Consider the following 19,532-nt stretch of genomic DNA (forward strand, 5'->3'; position numbering starts at 1 on the left):
GGATGCGATGGAATGTTGCAGGTCCTTTAGCGTGAGGAAAGCCCGGCTCTCACCGGGCCTTCCTGCGCATGATGACAAGCCCTAGAACGGGATGTCATCGGACGGCTCCGGCTCGTTGTCGAGATCCTCTTGGGCCGCCTTCTCGGCCCGGTCAAGTTTGAGGATGGTGAGAACCTGGATGCTGTCGGTGCGTACCGGCTTCTTGGCCTTCTTGGGCGTGTACTCGTAGTGGCGAATCCTGCCTTCGAGGTAGATGTGCTCGCCCTTCTTGAGCGTGGCGGCAAACTCGCCGAACTTGCCGAAGACGATGCAGCGGTGCCACTCGGTGATCTGCTTGTACTCGCCGCTCTCTTTGTCCTTGTAGCGTTCCGATGTGGCTAGGGAGAAGGTAGTGAAGTTGCTGTCGTTCTTGCCGGTGCGAACTTCGGCATCGGCTCCGAGGAATCCCATCAGTTCTGCTCTGTTCTTGTTCATGGTCGTGTCTCCGTTTTGAATTCCCGTTCTTGCTCGGGTCACCCTTGGCAAAGCCAGCGAGTGGGCCCGGCTCCCAAGTGCCAAGGAGTGCTTTCTTGGTGGGGCCCGGAAGAAGTTTGTGCGGCGTTCTCGGCCGCGTTTACAAACTTGTTTTGGGAGGAGCCGAGACCCCGCAGGGGCGCTGCAAGCGAAGCAGAACGACGCCGAGCCGCAGGGCGCCGGTTTGGCCCCGAAGCAGTGACCGAGCATGACGAGGAATTCATGTGGAGAGATACGCCTGAAAGACAGAGCGCCTGAAGGGGTTCCTGACGATGCCGTATCCCGGCAATGCGACTTCTTTCTTCTTGCCACGAACGCTGGAAAGACGAACGGCAAAGCACCACCGTTGGCACCGCGATTCAGGCTGCGGTCTTCACGCACAAGAGCACAGCTTTCCGTCAAAGGTCTCGACACCCGATGCCCAGTAAGAAGACCGTCTGCAACGAATCCGGTTGTCATTCTTCACCTCATGCCCGGGCGTTAGTCGGCCTCGGCCGGAGCGCGGTAGATTTCTTCCGTCTGGAATGCTTGCTCGGCATGGGCGTATCCGGTGACCAAGATCAGCTCGCGCACGCGGCGGCGGCCTGCCGCATTTCGCTCGCAGTAGAGAACGAAGTCGATGGCTTCTGCGGTCTCTGACCGCACGAAACCATGATTCAGATTAGGTCTGGCACTGAGAGCCAAGTCGGATAGCCGATTGAGAGCGTCCCACGCCGACTTTGCGTGGATGGTCGAAAGCGTTCCGCCGTGGCCGGTGTTCATGGCTTGCAAGAGGTCATAGCCGCACTCATCACGGATTTCACCCATGACGATGCGGTCGGGCCGATGCCGAAGAGCGGCGGCCAATAGCTGGCTAGGAGTGACGGCGACTTGGCCAGGAATGGCCTCCACTGCTTCCCAACGAACCGCATTGGGATGCGCAATCTTTAACTCCGCCGGTTGTTCAATAACAATGAGGCGATCATGGTGGGGTACATGATCGAGCAGCGACTTCATCAAAGTTGTCTTCCCCGAACCGGTTCCGCCGCTGATGATGCCGTTCTTTTTCGCGTTGACAAGCTCGACAACCGTATCCCGGACATGCACCGGTAAGCTGCCTGAAGCGATCAATTCATCGCTGGTGTACCAGCGGTTGAATTTGCGGATGGTCAGCGTAGGCCCATGAATGGAGGATGGAGAGCCGACGACGGCGACACGGGAGCCATCGGGCAGGCGCGTATTCAGGATCGGATTCTGGCTCGTGAGGTCTTGTCCCAGGAGCCGTGCGACGCGCTCAATCGCCGCCTGCAGCCGGTCGTTCGTGTACGGGGTCGTCAGCGGGATATGCTGAACGACCCCTCCACGATCTGCGTAGACACCCGTAGTTCCATTAATCATCAGGTCAGAGATGGACGGGTCTAGCAGAAGCTCACGCAGCTCTTCCGGGAAGAACGGCAGGATCAGTTGGTAGCTCACCGCGATACTCCTACCGCTGGCGTCGCCGGTACAGCCGGCGACGCGGTAGTTGCTCCGGGTGCAATCGGATCTACGGAGAGCCGGTTCTCGTGGAACTCTGTGATGGTCAATCCAAGCGGATTGATCGTCTCGAACTGCGGGAAGATGCGGGCTTGATCGCTGACCTGTTTGGGGTTCAGGTAGTAGGTCACGCTGATTCCCCAATGCTCCACGCGCGGTTCGTGCGAGTAACGCGGAGAGTAGAGCTTGTCGATCGCTACAAGCGCCGTTCCACGCGCCATCATGACGCCCTGCACCACCTCCTGTGACATGGACGTGATCGTGACGTTCTTGACTTCAACATCGCTCTGCTCGATCTGACCGGCGATAACTTGCGAGACGAGGTGATTGGCGTTGTCGTCAGTCATGAGTTGCGAGGATAGATTGCCTGACAAGAAGTAATAGTTCAGCGGATATTTCTTGGCGATGGTCTCGCGACTGATGGTGTAGCGATAGTTGGCCCAATCAGTCAGGTATGTACGCACCTCACCCTCGCGCGGGCTGTAGTTGAGATCGCTGTATTGAATCGCCTGGGCGCGACCCATCTCATCGATGCGGATGTAGCGATTGGCGATAGGACGACGGGCGAGCGAAAGATTCAAGCCCATCGAACCTAAAAGCAGAACCGTTCCGCATCCGATGGTGAGGCGGTACGCCTTCCGTTCGGAGTAATGGGAGGCGTAGACCTCATTGCCGATCTCGTCGGCAAGCGCAGCCTGTTTCGGGGTAAGAGACGTATCAATTGGAAGAGTGTGGGTGGACATGGCTCGGATGACTCCTTTCCGTTACCGCACGGAACACGACAGCCGTATAAATCAGCGCGGCAATCAGTGCTCCGAATAAAAAGAGCGCCAGCAAACGCCGAAGGACACTTGACCTGCCTACGGCTCGGGCAGAGAAAAACGCGAGTAAGAAATTCCACATATCAAGCACCTGCTTTCACCACTAACGCGGCTACACCTGCGGCTGTTTGCGTCGCTGCGGACGTGAGTCCAGCGGCGCCGCCAAAGATCGCCTGCGTCATGCTGGGGATAAAGAGCATGTTGATGATGAACGCCACAAACACCATCAAGCACGGAATGAGGTTCGCCATCCACATCTCCATCGAATAGTTGCCGTTGAACGTCTGCTGAATAAACCCGTTCATGAACCCCGCCCAGACGAAGATAAATGCAGCGGCAACGGCGCGAATCATGGCGAAGCTGATGAGCACATCAAGGAAGTGAAAGAACTTGGCGCGGAAATTCTTGGTCATGAGAAGGGGTATAAACACCGGACCGAAGAGAGCAGTCACGCCGTACAGAATGAACGCGCTGCAATTAATCAAAAACAGGATCGCGGATGCGAGTCCAAGCATGATCTGAACGACGACGTAGCAAAGGATCTGGAGCGGCGCGGTAAAAGACGGCATCGTCGTACTGTCGCCAGCCGTTTTCAAGAGCTGCAGCAAATTGTTGAGTGAGCTTTGATCGAAGGCCGCGACCATTGCCTGGGCAATGTAGGAAAAGAAGTGATTAATACCGAAACTCGCGCCGGGGAACGGGTTCACCCAATAGTTTTCGAGCAGACAGCAAATAATGAGTTTCAGGAGAAAGTTCGTAAGGTCGCCCACATGGACATGATCCTGATGAAGCCGGAAGGTCATGCCTGTGGTGCTCCAGTTGATCGACATGCTGACCAATGTAAAGAGAGCGATACAGCTCAATTCTGTAAGCCCAAGCTGGGTCAACACCCCGCCGTTCTGAGTGGTGAGGTTCGTCAGATTGTTGGTGAACTGATACAGCCAATCGACGCCGGAACTGGCGGAAGGAAGGGCCTGCGCTAACACAAGTATGGATGCCATATCGCTCTCTCAATCGTGGGTTGTGGTTGGATTAGGGAAGGTAGGTCGTCCAGGTACTACCTTCATTCGCGGCGCTCACATCGTTCGTGGAACGCTGCTGCTGAACGAACGCTGCCGTATTCATGTCCTCCGCAGCGGCGTTGCGGCGCTCCATGTTGGCGACGGTCATCTGTCCAGCAAGGCAGACCTGCAAGCTGCCCTGGGACTGCATCTCCGACATCCGCTGACCTGCTGCGGCGTTCAGGAGATTGAGCTGCTGGACCTCCGCGTTGGTCGAATCGCTGTTGTCGAACTGGTTGGACATCAGCGAACCATTGGCCGTGAGGTTCGTTGTTCTGCTTGAGCGGTACTGACCCATCGCCGTGAGGCAGTCGGGCGAGACGCCGTCGGACGTTTCGATCATGGCGAGCTGCGACATGCGGGAACTGCCGAGTTGCTGTCCAGCAAGGTAGGTGTTGGCATTGCTGTTCATCGGCACCGTGGCGGTCTGCCAACCGGTCAGCGAAGCACTCGGGTTGTTAGAGTTCAGCGCAATCTTGATGCCGGCAGTTTCGCCGAACATGCTGGCGACGTTGACGTTCTCTAGGGCATGGAGTTCGGTCTGCCACAGTTGCTTTGCAGAAAAATGCGTGATGTTGTTCTTCAGCATGTTGTACTGCGATTCCAGCGTGGTGAGTTGCGATACAAGGCTGGCGTAACTGGTCGGGTCGAAGACGATATCTCCGATGCCAAACAGGGCAAAGCTCGGGGTCGCGGTGAGAAGCAGAGCCGTTCCTGCCCCTAAGAGCCACTTACGGCGGTTGGTCAGTGTGACTTTCATAAAGCCTCCTGTGCTTGGGTTGAACTACATGCATTGCGGGCAGGTCGCGTCGAGCCTGTCCAGGGGAAAACCGTGGACGTGGGTTGCATTTGCAATCGCGTCCGTGGCTGTGAGGTAAATCCATGCAAGCGTTTCGCGCCCGGTAGTTGTCCCGATGAGCAGGAGAGCGAGCACTAGAGCGGCCGTGATTGCGGAGACCTGATAAAAGCGATCAAGACTAATCCTCTGCATAGCGTTCACTCCTCCTCTGCAAGCTGGCGGGCAGTCTGCGGAATCATCGCTATCCACTCCACGCCGCTGCGCTCGATAGCCTCCGGAAACGTCTATCCGATCGCGGCGAGCCAATCGGCGCGATTGAGAACCAGGGCGACGGCAACTTTCTCACCGGTAGATTGCACGGCCCAGGCTTCGTGACCGCCCTGCTTGGCATCACGGGACTTGCGAAGCAAATGTGCGAAGCGATCATTCATCACAGTGCTCCTCTCTACAAAGTGGGGCTGACGCGATGCTCCGCGTAGGACGGGACAAGCAAATCCGTGCCGATATACACACGCGCGCGGGAACCTTCCTTGAGCGTGATGACAGGCAGGCGATTCAGGAAGTGATTGAGAACCTGCTCACCCTCTTGGGCGGACTGCTCGGAGATGCCGTTGCGAATCTCGGTTGAAGGCGTGAAAACGCTTCCGTTGTTGCCGATCTGAGCAAGGCCGCCCAAGCCACCGATCGCAGCCGCGGCTGCGAATGCTTCGAGATAGCCGTGATTCACCTTCGTGGCCATACCGGTCGTGCCGATCTGGTCAAGGCCGATGAACTTCGCGAACTCCAAAGAGAATCCGTCCGGGCAGATTGCGCGATGGAAGGTGACGAACATCTTGCGCTGCTGTTCGCTACCAACGCTCTGTACAGTTCCAAGCAACCGCGTTCCTTGGGGCAAGAGAAGCTGCTGGTGGTCATGGGAGTAGAGGTCGGTGGTCAGGTCCAGCATGATCGGGCCGCTGAATCCGCCGTCGATGTGGTTGGTGACGACCGCCTCCAACACTGTGCCCTCAAAGATCCGATACAAGCGCCCATCGTAGGTGTCGAAGTCATACGGCCCCATCGGGTCGGCCTTTGCGCTCGCTCTCGTTTGTTGCTCTGCGCTCGCCTCTGCAATGGGCGGCTTCTTGGCAGGTGCATCAAGAGCAGGAGTAATGGTTTCGCCGGTTGCCTTGGGCGACGCCTCCTGACGCTCGCCGAGTACGGCGGTAGCTGTGGGCGCGGCCACAGCGGTGCTGCCGGAGTGCTGGAAGTCGATGGCGACGGTATCGCTATTGATGGCATCCTGTTGTTGTTTCTCACGCGCAAGCTGTTTTTGCTTGGCCTCCGCCTGCGCTTCCGAGACGTTGGAAGTGTGGGACGGTGCATTCGCGCTGTTGCCGTAAATCGCGTCGCGCTGGGCGGCGGTCATTGGAGGTGCGCCTGGGGCCTCCGGGCCGGGTGTCTCCTGCGCCGCCTGTAATTGCTGCATGGCGGCTGCGAGCTGCTGTTGCCTCTGGGCGAGGTCGGCATCTTGCCGGGCTTGAGCCTGCTGCTGGGTCTCGAAGCTCGACACCTGCTGCGGGTTTGCTGTGGCCGGGCGCATCGGCAACGCGCTCAGCGACGCCGCCCTTTTGTTGCCGCTAACTAGGGTCGATAAGTTGGCGATGCCAATCAGCGCGATGATGACGACAAGCGCGATGACCAAAGGCATTCCTTTGCGCACGGGCGGCTTCGCTTCGGGCTGTTCTGGAACGGTGGCGGGTTGATTCAGATTTTCGTCGGCCATGACTACTCCTTTCCTTCCGCACGGTGAAACTCGACTTTCTGCTTGCCGATGGCGAGGTAGCCGTTGTCGAGCTCCTTCGGCACTGTGTAGAGACCGTTACTGAAATCGAAGTTGATGAGCGACGGCTTCTTCTCCTTCACCTCATAAAGCGCGGGTGTCTCTTGGAAGTGGCCGCGCAAATAGGTGAACTTGTCGTCATGCCATATCTGTTCAAGCCCCAGCGCGCTGCCTTTCTTGGTGTCCCAGGTGTAGTCGAAGTGCAGTGTGCCGGGATATTTGCTGCGGTAGGTCTCGGCCTTGGTGTCCTCGGCCTTCAGCTCGGCGATCTGGGCGGCTTTGGCGGCTGCCGCCTCCTGCTTTGCCTTCTCCAAGTCAGCAGCCGGGACGAACACCGGCAAGTCGGTCAGCCGCTCCTTCGCGGCCTTGTCGCCCGGCGTGATGAAGACTTTGGAATCGAAGTGAGAGTCGGCGTCACTCGACACTTCGCGGAGTTGAAGGGTGTACTCATTGCCGTGGTCGGACACGATGTGAATGTCCGTCGTGGCGTTCGCTACCTTCGGCTTGACACTGATGAAGCGACTGGCGACGTGGCCACCGTCAAATACCCAATTCACCGTGTCGCCGGCGAACACGTTGGCTACCTTCTCCTCAGCAGGCAGCATGATGAGCGTCGATTGCAGCAAGCCAGTGCGGATGGCGGGAGGAGCATCCGCCTCCGACACCGTAACGGCGCGCGGCGCAGCGGGTTCAAGGTGGTGAGGCTGATCCGTTGCTGCGTGGGCGGCGGCGGTCAAGCCGAGACCGAACGAGATGATGAGAATGATGGGCGGTTTCACTGGTAGTCCTTTCGGTGGAGGGGGATTGGTTACACAGTCTCGCCCTGGGCGAAGCGCGTGATGCCCTCGGTGAGTCCGTACTTTTCGATCAGCTTGGTGCGGCGAACACGATCCTTCGGCTTGGTAGAGAACGTGGCGTAGCTGCGCTTATCAAGCCGCAGCGTCACCACTTTGGTGAGCCCGTCGCGACGGATGTATAAGCCCTCCCGATCCTGCAAGCTCTCGAAGAGAGCGAGTTGCTGTTCGTTCATCTTGAACAATTCGGCGTAACGCTTCCGATTGAAAGTCGCATCTTTGAGAAACAGGAAGGACGTGCAGGAGTTCACGATGCTGTCGGCGTTCGCGCCGAGGTCATCGGCGGACTGGCCAATCATGGTCACGCCACCGAGGTTCTTACGAACCGTCTTGATGGAAGCGAGCGCGCCATCCAGGAGCTGCTTGTTTTTCATCGATGAGAAGATTTCTTCGATGAGGATGTGCTTGGGCAATCCGAGATTGGCAGGGTTATAGAGAACATCGTTGATGCGGCGGAGGAGCCATACCATCAACGGCTCAATCAGGTCTGCATACTGTTCGTTGTTCACGCCCTGGAAATCGAAGCACTGAAGGCGCGAGAGCGAGAGGCTGTCCTCAACGTTGTCGAAGACGGCGTTGTAAATGCCCTTGCCAACCCATTTCGAGAGATAACGGTCGAGCTTCTTGGGCAGAAAGAGATTCGAGAGGCGGCGGTTCTCAGGATCGAGCAGGTACATGTCCTGCACGGCCTTATGGATCACGTCGTCGTCTTCAGGCTCCAGCTCTGCGCCGCCATTAGTGAGCAGCAACTTGATGAAGGAATACAGGAACTTGATATTGCTTTCGGTGGGTTCAAGAGAGAATGGATTGATGCGCGGGCCGTCTTTGCCTACTCGATCAACCTTGCCACCGTACAGCTCGACTACGCTTTCGTAGCTGCCGCCAATGTCGAAAATGTAGGTAAAACCGCCATACTTCTGCTCAAGAGCAATCGCCGCGTTCCCATGCACGGACTTACCGGAGCCGGTTGGCCCAATGATGAGCATGACGCGAACGCCATCCACATAGACATCCTGAAAGAACGGCGTGCGCGTACGCGTCTCGAAGATGTTGAGATATTCCGAATCCAAGTCGTCCGAGTGTGGATGCCCGATACTGGGCGCGAAGACGGAGCACAGCCGCGCGTGATGATCCTCTGACAACCACAGCGGGAAGACGTTGACTTGTGATTGCCCGGGAACAGAGCGTAGAAGCCTGAAAGGTTTCCAAGCGTCTCTTCCATCACTTGGGCCCGTGCATCAACGAAGATCCGATGCACAGCCGGGACAACATCGCGAAGTTGCTCCTGGCTTCGCGCTGCAAGTAGGAGACGGAGGGAGAATTCACCCTGGGCCTTCTTGTCGAGTCCCCGGATAACTTCGCTGAGGTCATCGACGTTGATGTTTGCGGCCTTCGCTCCCGCGCCGGTTTCTAACGACGCAGTATCGCGTCCGCTCATCACACGGGTCAGAACACCGACCTTGAAAAAGGAGATGAACTTTTCCTGGGAGTCGATTTCCTTGCGAGCTGCCGCCGTGGACTTCACTCGCCATGTGGAGCACAGCACGCTATCGCAGTCGAGAGTGAGCAAGCCAGAGAAAAGGCAGGGCCGCGACGCTTCAGGTGTTGTCTTGAGAGAGAACATCTGTACGTGGCGTTTGCCAACCGTGACGTGGTCGCTGTGCCATGCGACCGGACTCTTCACGATCTGCCTGTCCACTCCGGTGTCGCTGCGAAGCTGGTCCTGCTCGGCCCACTCTTCGAGGTTGAAAAGATAGCTGAAAAACTGGAAGATTTCGGTCTTGTCGAGCAAACGCAGTCCCAACGAGCTGCCGAGATGGGACTGAAGAATGGTTGCGGTCTTCTCAAGATCGGACAACATGCGCGAGGTATCGATGGCGTTCTCTTGTGGCTTGCGCTCGAACGCTTTGGCTTTTGATGGCTCCAGCGTGAGGCACCAGTGAAGGTCAATGCGGCGGAAGGCTGCATTTTGGTTCAGGAAGTTCAAACGGTCGGACGCAAACACCTCAGTGATGGGGTTGGCATACTTTGCCTGGCGTGGAAGCTCGAAGCCCGACATCACGCGCGTGTACTGATAGAGACAGGAGCCTTCGGGGAGTCCACGGAGTGCGCCTTCAATGGAGCGCATACGCGAGTCAAGCTCAAGATCGGTGACACCCTCTTCGTCGATACCGGTCAGGGAGAAAAGGCATCCATAGCCACCCCCCTTCAGCGCGAAGATATTGGGGCTAACGAAGCGTGCAATCGGAACGATGCTGCACGCGGCTCCGGCCTTCGCGAACCACGGCGTATGTTTTATTTGCTCAGTGTTTGCGCGGGTCATAGTAGCTCTTCTGGTTGAGGCTCAGGCCCCAGAGCTGGAACATCTTTGGGTGTTTGCGAATGATGAGCCAAGCCGCGACGGCCATCGTCGGGAAGCTCAAAATCGCCAGCAGTCGGAACCCAACGAGGAAAACCGTCACGTTCACAAACACAATGGCCATCCATGTCGAGAGGTCGAGCCCTAGCTTGGCTCTGGGCCTGTTCATGGCCTGATTGATCGGTAACGGTTCTCCCCGCTTGGTCATGTCGATGCAGCTCCTACATCGACTGTCCGGTCAGGCTGCCTATCCAACCGGCACCCCAGCCGAGCACTCCGGCACCGAAGAGCGCACCGAAGAGGCCTGGTATAGCATCCTGAAAACGACCACTCATCATGCGGATTCCCGCGAAAATGAGCCCGCCGAAGCAAATCACGGCACCTGCGTAGATCGCAAAAGTTTTGAAGGTGCCCATTAAGGTTTGCGCCCCTGAGAAATCCATCGTTCCCTGGGCATGAGCAACGCCGGCGAAGGTAAGGGCGACCAGAGTCGGCCCCATCACGCGCGCGGCACGGAGTATCGTCTGTTTTGAGAAGAGTCTTGCCCACCTCTGGATGGGCCGGGAATCGAGCCTAACTTTGATCTGCATTGGCACCTCAATCAACCGTGGATTCGGTTGCGATATGGGCAACGTAGAATTACTCGGTCGGCGAAGTCCAATAAATGGCAGAGGGTCGCTTATTCATCAGAGGAATAAGGGGCGGTCTTGAAACGCCGTTCGCGGCTGCTAATACGCGGTGGTTCGGCACTCGCACTATTTGATCAGCCGATTTGGCGTTACGCACTTCTGCGTGGCGCAAACGTACGTGATGAATGCCCGGTTTGCGTCGAGCGGTCCAACAACGCACGGTCCGTATGTGAGTGGAAAATCCTACTACCGTCTCCAGTCGTGCCCTCTTGATCGAACATGCCCCACTAGAAGGCGATCAATGGGCAACAAACTGCACGTTCACACCATGACCTACTGAAAGGAGAAGCGGTTATCTCCTTGTACACCGACCCTGGATGAGATCAAGAACGTTAAAGACACGAAAGAAAGCTTGACGACTGCTAACTGTGCTACACGAGATTTCTTATGAGGCGACCATTGCGATCTGGAATTAGTCTCCAGAATCCTCGTCTGGCAATGCCAGGGTCCAGATTTGCTTCAGCGGTAGTTCAGCTTTGATTTCGGCATCTAGCTTGTCATAGTTTGCGAATAGCGCCTCGAAAAGCTCCGTGGCTGACCATAGCCGCAGCCTGAAGAATGTAGTCGCAAGGTCCTTCTGAACATTGGTCTTGAAGCCGCTCAGAGACACGAAAAGCCCCTCTTGCGCGCCGAACTTAGTCATAGCGCCGAGGAGTTTGTCGACTGTCGGGCGGTCTATGGCCGAAGCCTCGGACTTTACTTCGACACAGAGCCTGGGCGAGCTAAAACCTAATGGACCCAACCCGGCGAGAATGTCTACACCGCCATCAGCTCCTCTCGGGCTGACATAGGTCGTGTATCCCTGAGCTTTGAGGATTGCGTCGACGAGCCTAGTGAGACCATGACCAGAAAACTTCGCCTTCACTGTCGCAGCGATCTGGTCCTGGGCAACCTGCCCGATATCGAACTCCGTATCATCCGCATCAGTCGCTTCCTCTGGGAGCCTACTCTCAACCAAGGCCTTGCCTCTCCCTCCAACAACGTCGGACAGATTCTCTGTTCTCCACTGGTTAGACCTCATGGCTTCGATCCGCGCCACCGCATTGTTTCGCGTGATTCGGCAGATCGTCATGAATGCCCCGAACGAATACAACAAGTCTTGGCTAAAATTGCTCCTTGGGATAGCGTCGCTGATCCACTTCACACTACGCCAGTGGAAGAATGGATCAGGCCCCTGTGGCGCGTACTGGTAGTCCCCCGATATCTCGGCCACAAAAATTGAGGCTTGCATCTTCGACGGAAGGATTAGAAGATCCCCGCGCTCCATTGCATGAGCAAACGGCCACACCTGGCTGACATTGTTCTGAAGTGCTCGGAGCTTACTTCCCGGGTACGTGTTCACCATCGTTTCGAGAAGCTGCTTGCGATCGGTCATCTTTCCGATATCGACGGACAGGTGATCCCAGGTAACGTAGACGCGTCCCTCTTGCAGGAACTTTTCTTCGAACTCACCGTGTCTTCCAGCTCTGACCAGCCAAACATTCATAATAGGTCTCCGGTACAGCAAGTCTAAAGCTTTTCTACGTTAACTCGCCCTGACTAGACTGCCTTGCCCGCTGCCTCCACGCGATTGATAGTGCCGATCTGGAGGCCACTGGCACAACAGTGCTCATCCGACGCAATTGAGAAATCGCATGACGATACGGTAAGCCGGTTCGTAGCTTTTAAAAGCGCGCTCGTCTGGCTGCAACTCGCCGTGCAGAAGCGAATTCCGTAGTGCATAGATCACCTCGACCAATCCAAAGAACAACTCCTCACTCGAACAGCGGAAAGATTGCTCTCCTGCAATGATTGGCCTCTCCGTTCCTGCCAAAAGATTGCTCAACGGACGCGGGCAGCAAGCTTGGTAGAGACCACGCAAGTGCCCCTGCATTGTTGGGGATAAGGTCGCGTATTGTGAATGCGTGATCAGACCCGACTCTTCGTACTCGGGTTGAGTGATCGTTGTCGTAACCTGCCCTGCGCGATTCGCAACAGTCGAAATCCATTGGCCGCTTTGCTTATTGACCATGTAGGTTATGGAGTTGCTGGTCTTGGATTGGGGCAGCGACAGGCGTCGACGTATCGCCACCGAGCTAAAGGTAATCTGTTCTAGTACGTCAGACTCGTTCATTACCTCGATTCGGAACTGCTCAAGTGACTTATGCAATTCGGCAATTAGTAGCTTTAACTCTTGAGCATCTTCGCTGTCCGCAAGCGGCCGTCCGTCTAGCCCGTTCTCAGCTGGCGTAAGAAGAGGCAGGATTACAGACCTGACAGGGTTTGCGTGAGTCTTGACGTACTCGAGTCCTTCGCGATCCTTGCGTGAGCCAGACTCTTCGCGAAACCAAGCGTTGAAGGCTGCCCATGCCTTCACGAACGGGCCGATGTAGTCGATCTCGGCTCGTTCCTTCCACATTCTGGCGTTGTTTGGTAAACGGGGAGGCATCAGGTAGCCTCCGATGCTTGGTCGAGGCAGGCAATGGCGGCGGGCTCCCCGTCCTCGACTGCTATCTCAACGGCGCGCTTTGCGAGGTTCAACATGCTCGCGGCCCTTGCCTTCGCTGACCTTGCATTCCGCACTTTTCGAGTGATTCGAGCAGCCACATCGGAGGGGATGGAAGGCAGAGGCAAATTGAAGATGTCAGCGTCGGTGATCGCGGGATACATACTGGCACTGGCATAGAGGTCGAGAAGCTCGCAGATTACTGGGAGGCGTAGGTATGTCAGCAGCACTTCAGGCGCGATACCACGAGGTTCTAGTACCTCAAATCCAGAAGAACAGACAAAGCCATCTTGCGTTGGGCCGATCTGTGCCGAGAGACGGCGGATGGGACGGACCGTAGAGGTGATGACGTCACCTTCGCGCACGTACCACGTGGCCCGGCTTGGCGCTTCGCTGCAAGGAATACGACTGCTAGTGGTCGCTCCTGCCCCATCTATATCTCCAATCTCGATATAATCGAAATCCGCGCCCTGTTTAGCTCTGAATCTCTCTCGCCGCGGTCGAGCCACATCCGCCACTGTTCCTCCGTCGGCGGCCAGTAAGTCAAGCAGCACCCGGATTCGGGGCGCAAAGAACCGCGCATCCAACCGACCCTTCAGCTTCACCTGTTCAGCGCGAGCTGTATAGGCTAGTGGTTCAGGCGGAGTCCAATCAGCGATTCCGAGGAAGCGCATGAGTTCTGACTCGGCATCACTCATAGTGTCGGAGACACTTTCGTACGCTTTATATGCTCGTTCAGCGACTTCAGATATGCGGCCTTCTGTCACGTCCGTCAGGCGCGGTATTTTTAACTTTTGAATCATCCAAAGAAAAACATGCTGTTGAACACTTCCGACCGGCAGCCTGTCGATTTGAATTCGACCGAACCGGCAAGAGAGGTAGGCTGCCATGTAGAACGGGGAGACGCCAGTCGGGATGATCTTCGCAATGTCTTGATTCGAGTTGATTGGATAGTCCCAACTATCTAACGCAACAGCCACACTCCCAACGCTCCCTGACATGGAAAGCAATACCATGCCTGGAAGCACCTCAGACTTGTGCAGGAGTCTGTTCGCCTCCTCCGAGATCCGCAATACGTCAGTGAAGTTGATGTAATCTCCCGAAAAGTTTGTGCCGCGCAGGAATGGGATTCCGTCTTCCTGATATGCGAACTCGTTCGTGAGGGCGTAAGCTCCGAAGCTACGGACGTCGGTGGAAAGTTGCGATACCGGCTGAGGATCGTGAAGCGCAATCATTGCGTCGGTCGCCAGCGCCATACGCTTGAAGTACTGACTGTCGATCCGTTGATCCCGATTGTCTGTCATCGCGGAACTGAGGCGCAGGACGGAGATTTCGAGCCCCTTCAACAGTCGCGCTAGGCGACTCTGGTCGAAGGGGCGTTGAGAAAAAAACTTAGATTCTCCTTGTGCGCAAATTCTTCGAACGCTTCAGCTATTCCTTCACGTCCTGGGATTGAAATACCGTCCGGTCCCATGGCATCCTGCCTGAAAAGGTCCTGCTCTACGATGAAGTGGCCGTGTTCGTCTCGCATAAAGTTTCCGATGGCATCCCGTCGGTAGACTTTGCGGCCCGAGTTGTCGACACTTTCCACCTGTTGGGTCGCGAAAAAGATTTCGTAGTCGCTAGCCTTTTGGCAAAGTGGCCCCTTAGCCGGATCGTCGTTCCATTTCTGAACAAAGAGAACGCTAGTTTTGGTGCCGGTGTGCGGCTTGAAGGTGTTTGGGTGCAGTCCTACAACAGCGAGAATGCGGCAGCGTTCCATGATGAACTCCCGCATCTGCTGATCGCCCGAATTGTTAAACCGTCCTTGAGGTAGGACGACGGCCATGCGCCCGCCGGGCTTGAGGAAGTCGAGATTGCGCTCTATGAAGAGCAAGTCTCGGGCCACGGCGCGATCCAGCTTGCCGTCTCTCTTGTGGCGAGATCGTATGGCGAGAGCATGTCGGATTGCTTGATGTCACCGGCGAACGGAGGATTGGCCATCAGTACATCAAAGGCGAAATTGCGATAATCATGCTGCCGCGCATTCGCCCGCAGTTTGCGCAGCCGCCTCCAACCGTCACCATAGGTATCTAGCCAGTCGTTCTGCTTCGCCGTTTCGTCCCACTTCGTCCAGTCAAGAGTGTTCAGGTGCAGGACGTTGGTTTCACCGTCACCAGCTATCAAATTTAGACAGCGCGAAACGCGAACGCTCTTTTCATCGAAGTCAATGGCGAAAACGTTGTCGCGCACATAGTCGATGCAACGTTCAGGCTTGGTTTCCATGGTGAAGAGATGGCTGTCCTTCATTCCCATGGCCTGGATAATTTGGCGCCAGACATGGAACATAGTGTGCACGGTGAATCCCGCGGAGCCGCAGGCTGTGTCAATCACCGTCTCCCCTTCTTTCGGGTTCATCATCTTCACGCACATATCTATGACCCAGCGGGGCGTGAAGTATTGGCCCTTCTCACCCTTCGACGATTTGGAGACAAGGTATTCAAAAGCGTCGTCGATAACGTCAAGATTGGAGTTGAAGAGCTTCCATTCTTCAAGTGACCCGACACAGACCTGCAGATGGTCGGGTGACAGGCGAATCCGTTCATCTTCGAGAAACACACCCGGCCATTTCTTCTTAGCGTCATCGAACAGGTTTTGAATGGCTGTCTTGAGTTGGGCTGCGGTGTTCTGGTTTCGGAAGCGCAGGGGTGTGTTTCGGCGATGCGAGGTCATCTCGTCGTAGAGCTTCGTGAAGATGAGTTTGAAAACCTCCTCGAACACGTCCACACCAGCATTCGCCAGCACTTCGTCTTCCATGTCTTCGATCAAGTCGCGCAGGGAACGGGCAAACTTTCCCTCTCTGACACGTTCAGCTTCGAGATCGATTAGAGTTTGGATAGTCCAAGGTTGATCGACGACCTGCTCTATCGTTTGATCCGCGCGCGGAAGCTCATGGATCGGCATGAAGTAATTAGGGTTCTTGCGGTGCCAGACCTCTGAAACGATACCGTCGCTCCATACGGCGAGCGGTGCACCAGTGGCATGGGCATAGGAGCGGAGCTGCTCCTTGCCGTCCTTATACTTCTTTTGCTTGACCTCGACAATGATGTAGGGCACTGTCGGACGGTCGGCATCAAAGACGACAATGTCTGCTCGCTTCGAGCTGTCGCGTCCAAAAGTGATGGGGTATTCAATCGCAATACGTGACGGGGCGTATCCCAACTTGTCGATCAAGTAGGTAAGCCAAAGCTGGCGGGTCAGTTCTTCGGGCTTGAACTGGACCTCCTTATTGCGAACCAGGCAGGAGATGTAGGGCACCTGAGTACCACGGCTCTCCCGATAGACAACTCGGCCAGTGAGCGCTCGTACGTCGTCTTCGGAGAAAAGTGAAAAGTCATTGAACTCAGTCGTCGTCTTGGCCATATGAATCAATCTTCCTCTGCCTGATCTCGCCGTGGCGGAATAGGCATTGAACTACACTTCCCGCCTTGATCCTCGATGTTGCACTGAGTTCAAGACTGTATTGGATCATTTTCTCTCACCAGGCAGCCTATGACCAATCGATCGTAAGCGATGAGACCTTTGTCATAAGGGTACGTGTGATGGCACTTACTCCGGTCGACAACTCTATCAAGCAACTCGACTGTCGACATCTTGAACGCTGTGATTACCAGATGGAGCATCTGTAAGCAGATTTTGTTGCGGCCCATCACCAGGTACGAACAGTTTTCGTGGACGCCTTGCTGTCACGGAAGTTAGTCCTCAGTGATCGGCTTGCCCATCACAAATAACCCCGGTTTGCGTCTGCCCACAGCACTATCCTGAGAGTGTCTCCGCACCCTTTCGAACACTTGCTGGCAATTCGAGCAGAGCTAGAGCCCTCTGAATAAATGGCTTGCCAGAATGTATGTCGCAGACCTCTGCCGTACCCGAGTAGAGGTCGTCCGATTCGATCTGTGAAGTCGGCTTCTCGTCAGCAATGATGCTACGGGTTGCTAAGTTACACCGCAGGTACAGTCATGTGGATACGATCTTTCCGCTGAGAGCCAGCGATGCCCGCAGAGCATCATTGATCCGCGTTTGCCAGCCATCCCCGCTCGCCCGAAGCGCCGCCATGACATCGGCATCCAACCGGATTTTGACCGCCTCTTTCGTGGCCTCCTGCTTGCTTCCGATTGGGCGGCCGCGACGGCGAGCGACAATCTGTTCTGGTGTGTGAACCCGCGCAAAATTGCCAGCCTTAGCTTGAGCCAAAGACTCGCGCAATCCCGGCAACGCTTGGCCCGCATCGTCTTCGATTGCGCGGGCTACTTTGTTTACGTCCATCTTCTTCAGTGTCTTCATGTTTCACCCCCGCTTTATGTCCTTGGGTTTTACGCTGGCTCGCACAGCCTTCGCATAGACCATCACTAGCAACACAATCTCTTGGTCTGTCAGGTGAAAATAGATCACCCTCACGCCGCCGCGCTTACCCATTCCAGCACGGCTCCAGCGTACTTTGCGTGCGCCGTCCGCGCCTGGAATGACATCGCCTGCATCCGGGTTGCCAGCGATCCAGTCGATGAAGGCTTCGCGCTCTGCATCGTTCCATACCGCTCGCGCCTGCTTCTGGAACTCGGCAGTTTCTACGACAGTATGCACGTTTTTATTGTACCCCCATTTAAATACATACGGAGCCCTTGGTCGCGACATTCTTATACGTGCTCTCGCGCGCACATCGCTTCGGCGAGGCTTTCAAGCGGCTTGAGGTTGCCCTTCTCAATGAACTCGACAGGTGCTTGGTTCTCAAGATGTTTGTTGGGCGCGTTGAGGAAGATGCGGGCGCTCTTCTTGTTACCGGCGTAAAGCTCCACGATGGCTGCCCAAACGCGATACAAGCGACGAAGTTCCGGCTGCAGGCTGCTGGCGTCGGGGTGCTTGCGAACACTCGGGGCCTTCTTGCCGATAGCCACGGCAATCGTTGAGACCGGCAGTTGGATCTCGCTCGCGATACGCGAGGCATCGAGTCGGCCGGACTTGGGATTGAAGAGGGCCGGGTCGGCGCTCGCAAAGGTAGGGCTAGCCGACATTCAGATCACCTCTACGCACCATGATAAGGTCTCGTTCAGGTATCGAAAAGGTATCGTCAAAGTTACTCTCGCCGGGTTGGAAATCCAAAGGTCGTTGGTTTATCAACCCGGTTTCAACCCGATGTAAAAACTCCCTCTTCCTATTTTCAACAACTTACGGCTACTTTAGGCTCCCGATCGGGCCTTGTAACTCGTTGAAACTACGTTTCTACTGCCACTCATAACCCAAAGGTCGTAGGTTCAAATCCTACCCCCGCAACCAAAGAATCAATCACTTACAGACTTCGATTTCCCAAACAAGACCCCATTATCCCCCAATCGGAAATGGCTCCTCCTGAACAGTCCTTCTTTATTGAAGGACTGTGGTGTTTAAGCCCCCCTTCTCACGTCGAGCGTTTCGCCAAACACCAGCCCTACGACTTGGCTATTGGCTTTGCGCTTCGAGTCTGTCATTGCTCTTCCGTAGACATTCATCGTCGTCTGGATCGAGGCGTGACGCATCAACTCTTGCTGCACTTTCATCGGAGCGCCGGTCTCATCGAGCCATGAGCGATAGGTGTGGCGGAACGTATGCCACCCGATCCCTTCTGGCAGACCGATGATGTCGGCGACCCTGCGAAGCTGGCGCTTCTTGAGGCTCTCCTGGTGATACGGCTTTCCAGTTTGTGGATTGGCGAAGACCCAATCCACATCCTTGGAATAGGTGCTGAAGCTCCGCCACCGAAGCAGCAGTTCTTCCAGACGCGGGTCGAGCGGAACATAGTCCTTCGAGTATTCCGTCTTCGCCGCATCGATCCGTCCACCGACAGAGCTGCGCTGAACCATGAAGGTGTGCGCTTCGAAATCGAAGTCGCCCCACTGCAGGCCCAAGGATTTCGCTGATGCGAAGTCCCGTACACTGCGCCACCATCACCATCGTGCGGTACGGCTCCGCGAGATGCTTGAGCATCTCGAAGAACTGAGCCACTTCGAGGATTTGGGGCCGCTTCAGTCGCTTGCTTGCGTTCTTGACGCGCACCAGAGTTACGGGGTTCTTTCCAATTTCAATGACTCCCCATCGCTCCGCACACTTCAAGGTGCATCAGGCTGCGTATATGAACCTTCGACTTTGGAGCAAGCGGCAGATCACGCAGCCACAGCTCCATCGCCATCGGTTTCATCTTGTTTACTGGTTGTTCGTTCCAGCGCGGTCGAATGTGTTTCCGAATGTTCGACAGATGCGAACTCCGGGTGGAGTATCGCTCTGGCAACTCATGCTCTATGTATTTATCGAGCAGAGCCCCGAACGTCGGAGCTCCATTTCAGCGCGTGGAGCTTCCTCATTGAGCTGCATAAGAAGCGTTTGCGTTGCCTTACGTGCTTCGGCCTCGGTCCGATACAGAGCTTGTTCCCCAAGGATGATGCTCCGTCGTATCCGCTTGCCTTCCGGGTTGGTCTCGTAATAACGAAACTCCCACACGTCGGTACTCCGCTCGCTCTTCCGTAGCCGCAGACTGCCATATTGAAATCGTGTCCGAACAAACATGGATATTCCTCCTGTTAGTTGCGGACACAAGTGGTACTTAA

20 protein-coding genes and 2 pseudogenes are annotated in these 19,532 nt (G+C 55.9%); all 22 read right to left on the reverse strand.

From position 1 onward, the window contains the following. Nucleotides 1-81: 81 nt before the first annotated feature. Nucleotides 82-474: a single-stranded DNA-binding protein gene (locus GSQ86_RS13975; protein ID WP_158750576.1), complete on the reverse strand. Its 393-nt coding sequence runs from the start codon at nucleotides 472-474 to the stop codon at nucleotides 82-84. Nucleotides 475-993: 519 nt separating this feature from the next. Beyond that, nucleotides 994-1,968: a CpaF family protein gene (locus tag GSQ86_RS13980; RefSeq protein ID WP_158750577.1), complete on the reverse strand. Its 975-nt coding sequence runs from the start codon at nucleotides 1,966-1,968 to the stop codon at nucleotides 994-996. Next, nucleotides 1,965-2,771, reverse strand: a complete 807-nt coding sequence (locus GSQ86_RS13985) for a VirB8/TrbF family protein (protein WP_158750578.1) — start codon at nucleotides 2,769-2,771, stop codon at nucleotides 1,965-1,967. Before GSQ86_RS13985 ends, GSQ86_RS13980 begins: the two co-directional genes overlap by 4 nt. A 161-nt stretch (nucleotides 2,772-2,932) precedes the next feature. After that, on the reverse strand, nucleotides 2,933-3,850 hold the full coding sequence (locus GSQ86_RS13990) for a type IV secretion system protein (RefSeq protein ID WP_158750579.1): 918 nt from the start codon (nucleotides 3,848-3,850) through the stop codon (nucleotides 2,933-2,935). Nucleotides 3,851-3,881: 31 nt separating this feature from the next. Further along, complete coding sequence (locus GSQ86_RS13995; RefSeq protein ID WP_158750580.1) at nucleotides 3,882-4,670, reverse strand: hypothetical protein; 789 nt, start codon at nucleotides 4,668-4,670, stop codon at nucleotides 3,882-3,884. Nucleotides 4,671-4,694: 24 nt separating this feature from the next. After that, the gene (locus GSQ86_RS14000; RefSeq protein WP_158750581.1) at nucleotides 4,695-4,901 is read right to left on the reverse strand and encodes a hypothetical protein; all 207 of its coding nucleotides are present in this window, start codon (nucleotides 4,899-4,901) and stop codon (nucleotides 4,695-4,697) included. A gap of 92 nt (nucleotides 4,902-4,993) precedes the next feature. Next, nucleotides 4,994-5,140, reverse strand: coding sequence for a hypothetical protein (locus GSQ86_RS23540; protein WP_254062382.1), 147 nt, complete (start codon nucleotides 5,138-5,140; stop codon nucleotides 4,994-4,996). 14 nt (nucleotides 5,141-5,154) lie between these two features. Next, nucleotides 5,155-6,474, reverse strand: coding sequence for a TrbI/VirB10 family protein (locus GSQ86_RS14010; RefSeq protein ID WP_158750582.1), 1,320 nt, complete (start codon nucleotides 6,472-6,474; stop codon nucleotides 5,155-5,157). A gap of 2 nt (nucleotides 6,475-6,476) precedes the next feature. After that, nucleotides 6,477-7,310 carry a TrbG/VirB9 family P-type conjugative transfer protein gene (locus tag GSQ86_RS14015; RefSeq protein ID WP_158750583.1) on the reverse strand — a complete coding sequence of 278 codons (834 nt, stop codon included), beginning with the start codon at nucleotides 7,308-7,310 and terminating at the stop codon, nucleotides 6,477-6,479. A gap of 29 nt (nucleotides 7,311-7,339) precedes the next feature. After that, a pseudogene (locus GSQ86_RS14020) lies at nucleotides 7,340-9,708 on the reverse strand (VirB4 family type IV secretion system protein). After that, entirely contained in the window at nucleotides 9,689-9,952 is a 264-nt protein-coding gene (locus tag GSQ86_RS14025) for a VirB3 family type IV secretion system protein (RefSeq protein ID WP_158750584.1), read from the reverse strand. The pseudogene GSQ86_RS14020 and the gene GSQ86_RS14025 overlap by 20 nt, the downstream one beginning before the upstream one ends. Before the next feature lie 13 nt (nucleotides 9,953-9,965). Further along, on the reverse strand, nucleotides 9,966-10,334 hold the full coding sequence (locus GSQ86_RS14030; protein WP_158750585.1) for a hypothetical protein: 369 nt from the start codon (nucleotides 10,332-10,334) through the stop codon (nucleotides 9,966-9,968). Between the two features lie 511 nt (nucleotides 10,335-10,845). Continuing rightward, nucleotides 10,846-11,919 carry a restriction endonuclease gene (locus GSQ86_RS14035; protein ID WP_158750586.1) on the reverse strand — a complete coding sequence of 358 codons (1,074 nt, stop codon included), beginning with the start codon at nucleotides 11,917-11,919 and terminating at the stop codon, nucleotides 10,846-10,848. Nucleotides 11,920-12,042: 123 nt separating this feature from the next. Next, nucleotides 12,043-12,861, reverse strand: coding sequence for a hypothetical protein (locus tag GSQ86_RS14040; protein ID WP_158750587.1), 819 nt, complete (start codon nucleotides 12,859-12,861; stop codon nucleotides 12,043-12,045). Next, nucleotides 12,861-14,222 carry a hypothetical protein gene (locus tag GSQ86_RS14045; RefSeq protein WP_158750588.1) on the reverse strand — a complete coding sequence of 454 codons (1,362 nt, stop codon included), beginning with the start codon at nucleotides 14,220-14,222 and terminating at the stop codon, nucleotides 12,861-12,863. The genes GSQ86_RS14040 and GSQ86_RS14045 overlap by 1 nt, the downstream gene beginning before the upstream one ends. Before the next feature lie 50 nt (nucleotides 14,223-14,272). Beyond that, the gene (locus GSQ86_RS23105; protein ID WP_216841154.1) at nucleotides 14,273-14,806 is read right to left on the reverse strand and encodes an N-6 DNA methylase; all 534 of its coding nucleotides are present in this window, start codon (nucleotides 14,804-14,806) and stop codon (nucleotides 14,273-14,275) included. Next, complete coding sequence (locus GSQ86_RS14050; protein WP_216841155.1) at nucleotides 14,782-16,320, reverse strand: type I restriction enzyme HsdR N-terminal domain-containing protein; 1,539 nt, start codon at nucleotides 16,318-16,320, stop codon at nucleotides 14,782-14,784. The genes GSQ86_RS23105 and GSQ86_RS14050 overlap by 25 nt, the downstream gene beginning before the upstream one ends. A gap of 594 nt (nucleotides 16,321-16,914) precedes the next feature. Then, nucleotides 16,915-17,241 carry a BrnA antitoxin family protein gene (locus GSQ86_RS14055; RefSeq protein ID WP_216841156.1) on the reverse strand — a complete coding sequence of 109 codons (327 nt, stop codon included), beginning with the start codon at nucleotides 17,239-17,241 and terminating at the stop codon, nucleotides 16,915-16,917. Between the two features lie 3 nt (nucleotides 17,242-17,244). Beyond that, nucleotides 17,245-17,589, reverse strand: a complete 345-nt coding sequence (locus GSQ86_RS14060) for a hypothetical protein (RefSeq protein ID WP_216841157.1) — start codon at nucleotides 17,587-17,589, stop codon at nucleotides 17,245-17,247. Nucleotides 17,590-17,591: 2 nt separating this feature from the next. After that, nucleotides 17,592-17,966, reverse strand: coding sequence for a hypothetical protein (locus tag GSQ86_RS14065; protein WP_158750590.1), 375 nt, complete (start codon nucleotides 17,964-17,966; stop codon nucleotides 17,592-17,594). A gap of 369 nt (nucleotides 17,967-18,335) precedes the next feature. Continuing rightward, nucleotides 18,336-18,836: a site-specific integrase gene (locus GSQ86_RS14070; RefSeq protein WP_254062383.1), complete on the reverse strand. Its 501-nt coding sequence runs from the start codon at nucleotides 18,834-18,836 to the stop codon at nucleotides 18,336-18,338. A gap of 388 nt (nucleotides 18,837-19,224) precedes the next feature. Next, nucleotides 19,225-19,532 (reverse strand): annotated as a pseudogene (locus tag GSQ86_RS14075) (hypothetical protein); the annotation flags it as partial.

This window comes from Acidobacterium sp. S8, from assembly GCF_009765985.1.
In the GTDB taxonomy this organism is placed as follows: domain Bacteria; phylum Acidobacteriota; class Terriglobia; order Terriglobales; family Acidobacteriaceae; genus Alloacidobacterium.

Coding starts and splice junctions, on each gene's coding strand:
- GSQ86_RS14000 (WP_158750581.1), bottom strand. CDS start 4,901: ATGCAGAGGATTAGTCTTGATCGCTTTTATCAGGTCTCCGCAATCACG.
- GSQ86_RS14030 (WP_158750585.1), bottom strand. CDS start 10,334: ATGCAGATCAAAGTTAGGCTCGATTCCCGGCCCATCCAGAGGTGGGCA.
- GSQ86_RS14010 (WP_158750582.1), bottom strand. CDS start 6,474: ATGGCCGACGAAAATCTGAATCAACCCGCCACCGTTCCAGAACAGCCC.
- GSQ86_RS14060 (WP_216841157.1), bottom strand. CDS start 17,589: ATGTCGCGACCAAGGGCTCCGTATGTATTTAAATGGGGGTACAATAAA.
- GSQ86_RS13975 (WP_158750576.1), bottom strand. CDS start 474: ATGAACAAGAACAGAGCAGAACTGATGGGATTCCTCGGAGCCGATGCC.
- GSQ86_RS14065 (WP_158750590.1), bottom strand. CDS start 17,966: ATGTCGGCTAGCCCTACCTTTGCGAGCGCCGACCCGGCCCTCTTCAAT.
- GSQ86_RS14050 (WP_216841155.1), bottom strand. CDS start 16,320: ATGGCCAAGACGACGACTGAGTTCAATGACTTTTCACTTTTCTCCGAA.
- GSQ86_RS14025 (WP_158750584.1), bottom strand. CDS start 9,952: ATGACCAAGCGGGGAGAACCGTTACCGATCAATCAGGCCATGAACAGG.
- GSQ86_RS13985 (WP_158750578.1), bottom strand. CDS start 2,771: ATGTCCACCCACACTCTTCCAATTGATACGTCTCTTACCCCGAAACAG.
- GSQ86_RS14035 (WP_158750586.1), bottom strand. CDS start 11,919: ATGAATGTTTGGCTGGTCAGAGCTGGAAGACACGGTGAGTTCGAAGAA.
- GSQ86_RS23540 (WP_254062382.1), bottom strand. CDS start 5,140: ATGAATGATCGCTTCGCACATTTGCTTCGCAAGTCCCGTGATGCCAAG.
- GSQ86_RS13995 (WP_158750580.1), bottom strand. CDS start 4,670: ATGAAAGTCACACTGACCAACCGCCGTAAGTGGCTCTTAGGGGCAGGA.
- GSQ86_RS13990 (WP_158750579.1), bottom strand. CDS start 3,850: ATGGCATCCATACTTGTGTTAGCGCAGGCCCTTCCTTCCGCCAGTTCC.
- GSQ86_RS14045 (WP_158750588.1), bottom strand. CDS start 14,222: ATGACAGACAATCGGGATCAACGGATCGACAGTCAGTACTTCAAGCGT.
- GSQ86_RS14040 (WP_158750587.1), bottom strand. CDS start 12,861: ATGCCTCCCCGTTTACCAAACAACGCCAGAATGTGGAAGGAACGAGCC.
- GSQ86_RS14055 (WP_216841156.1), bottom strand. CDS start 17,241: ATGAAGACACTGAAGAAGATGGACGTAAACAAAGTAGCCCGCGCAATC.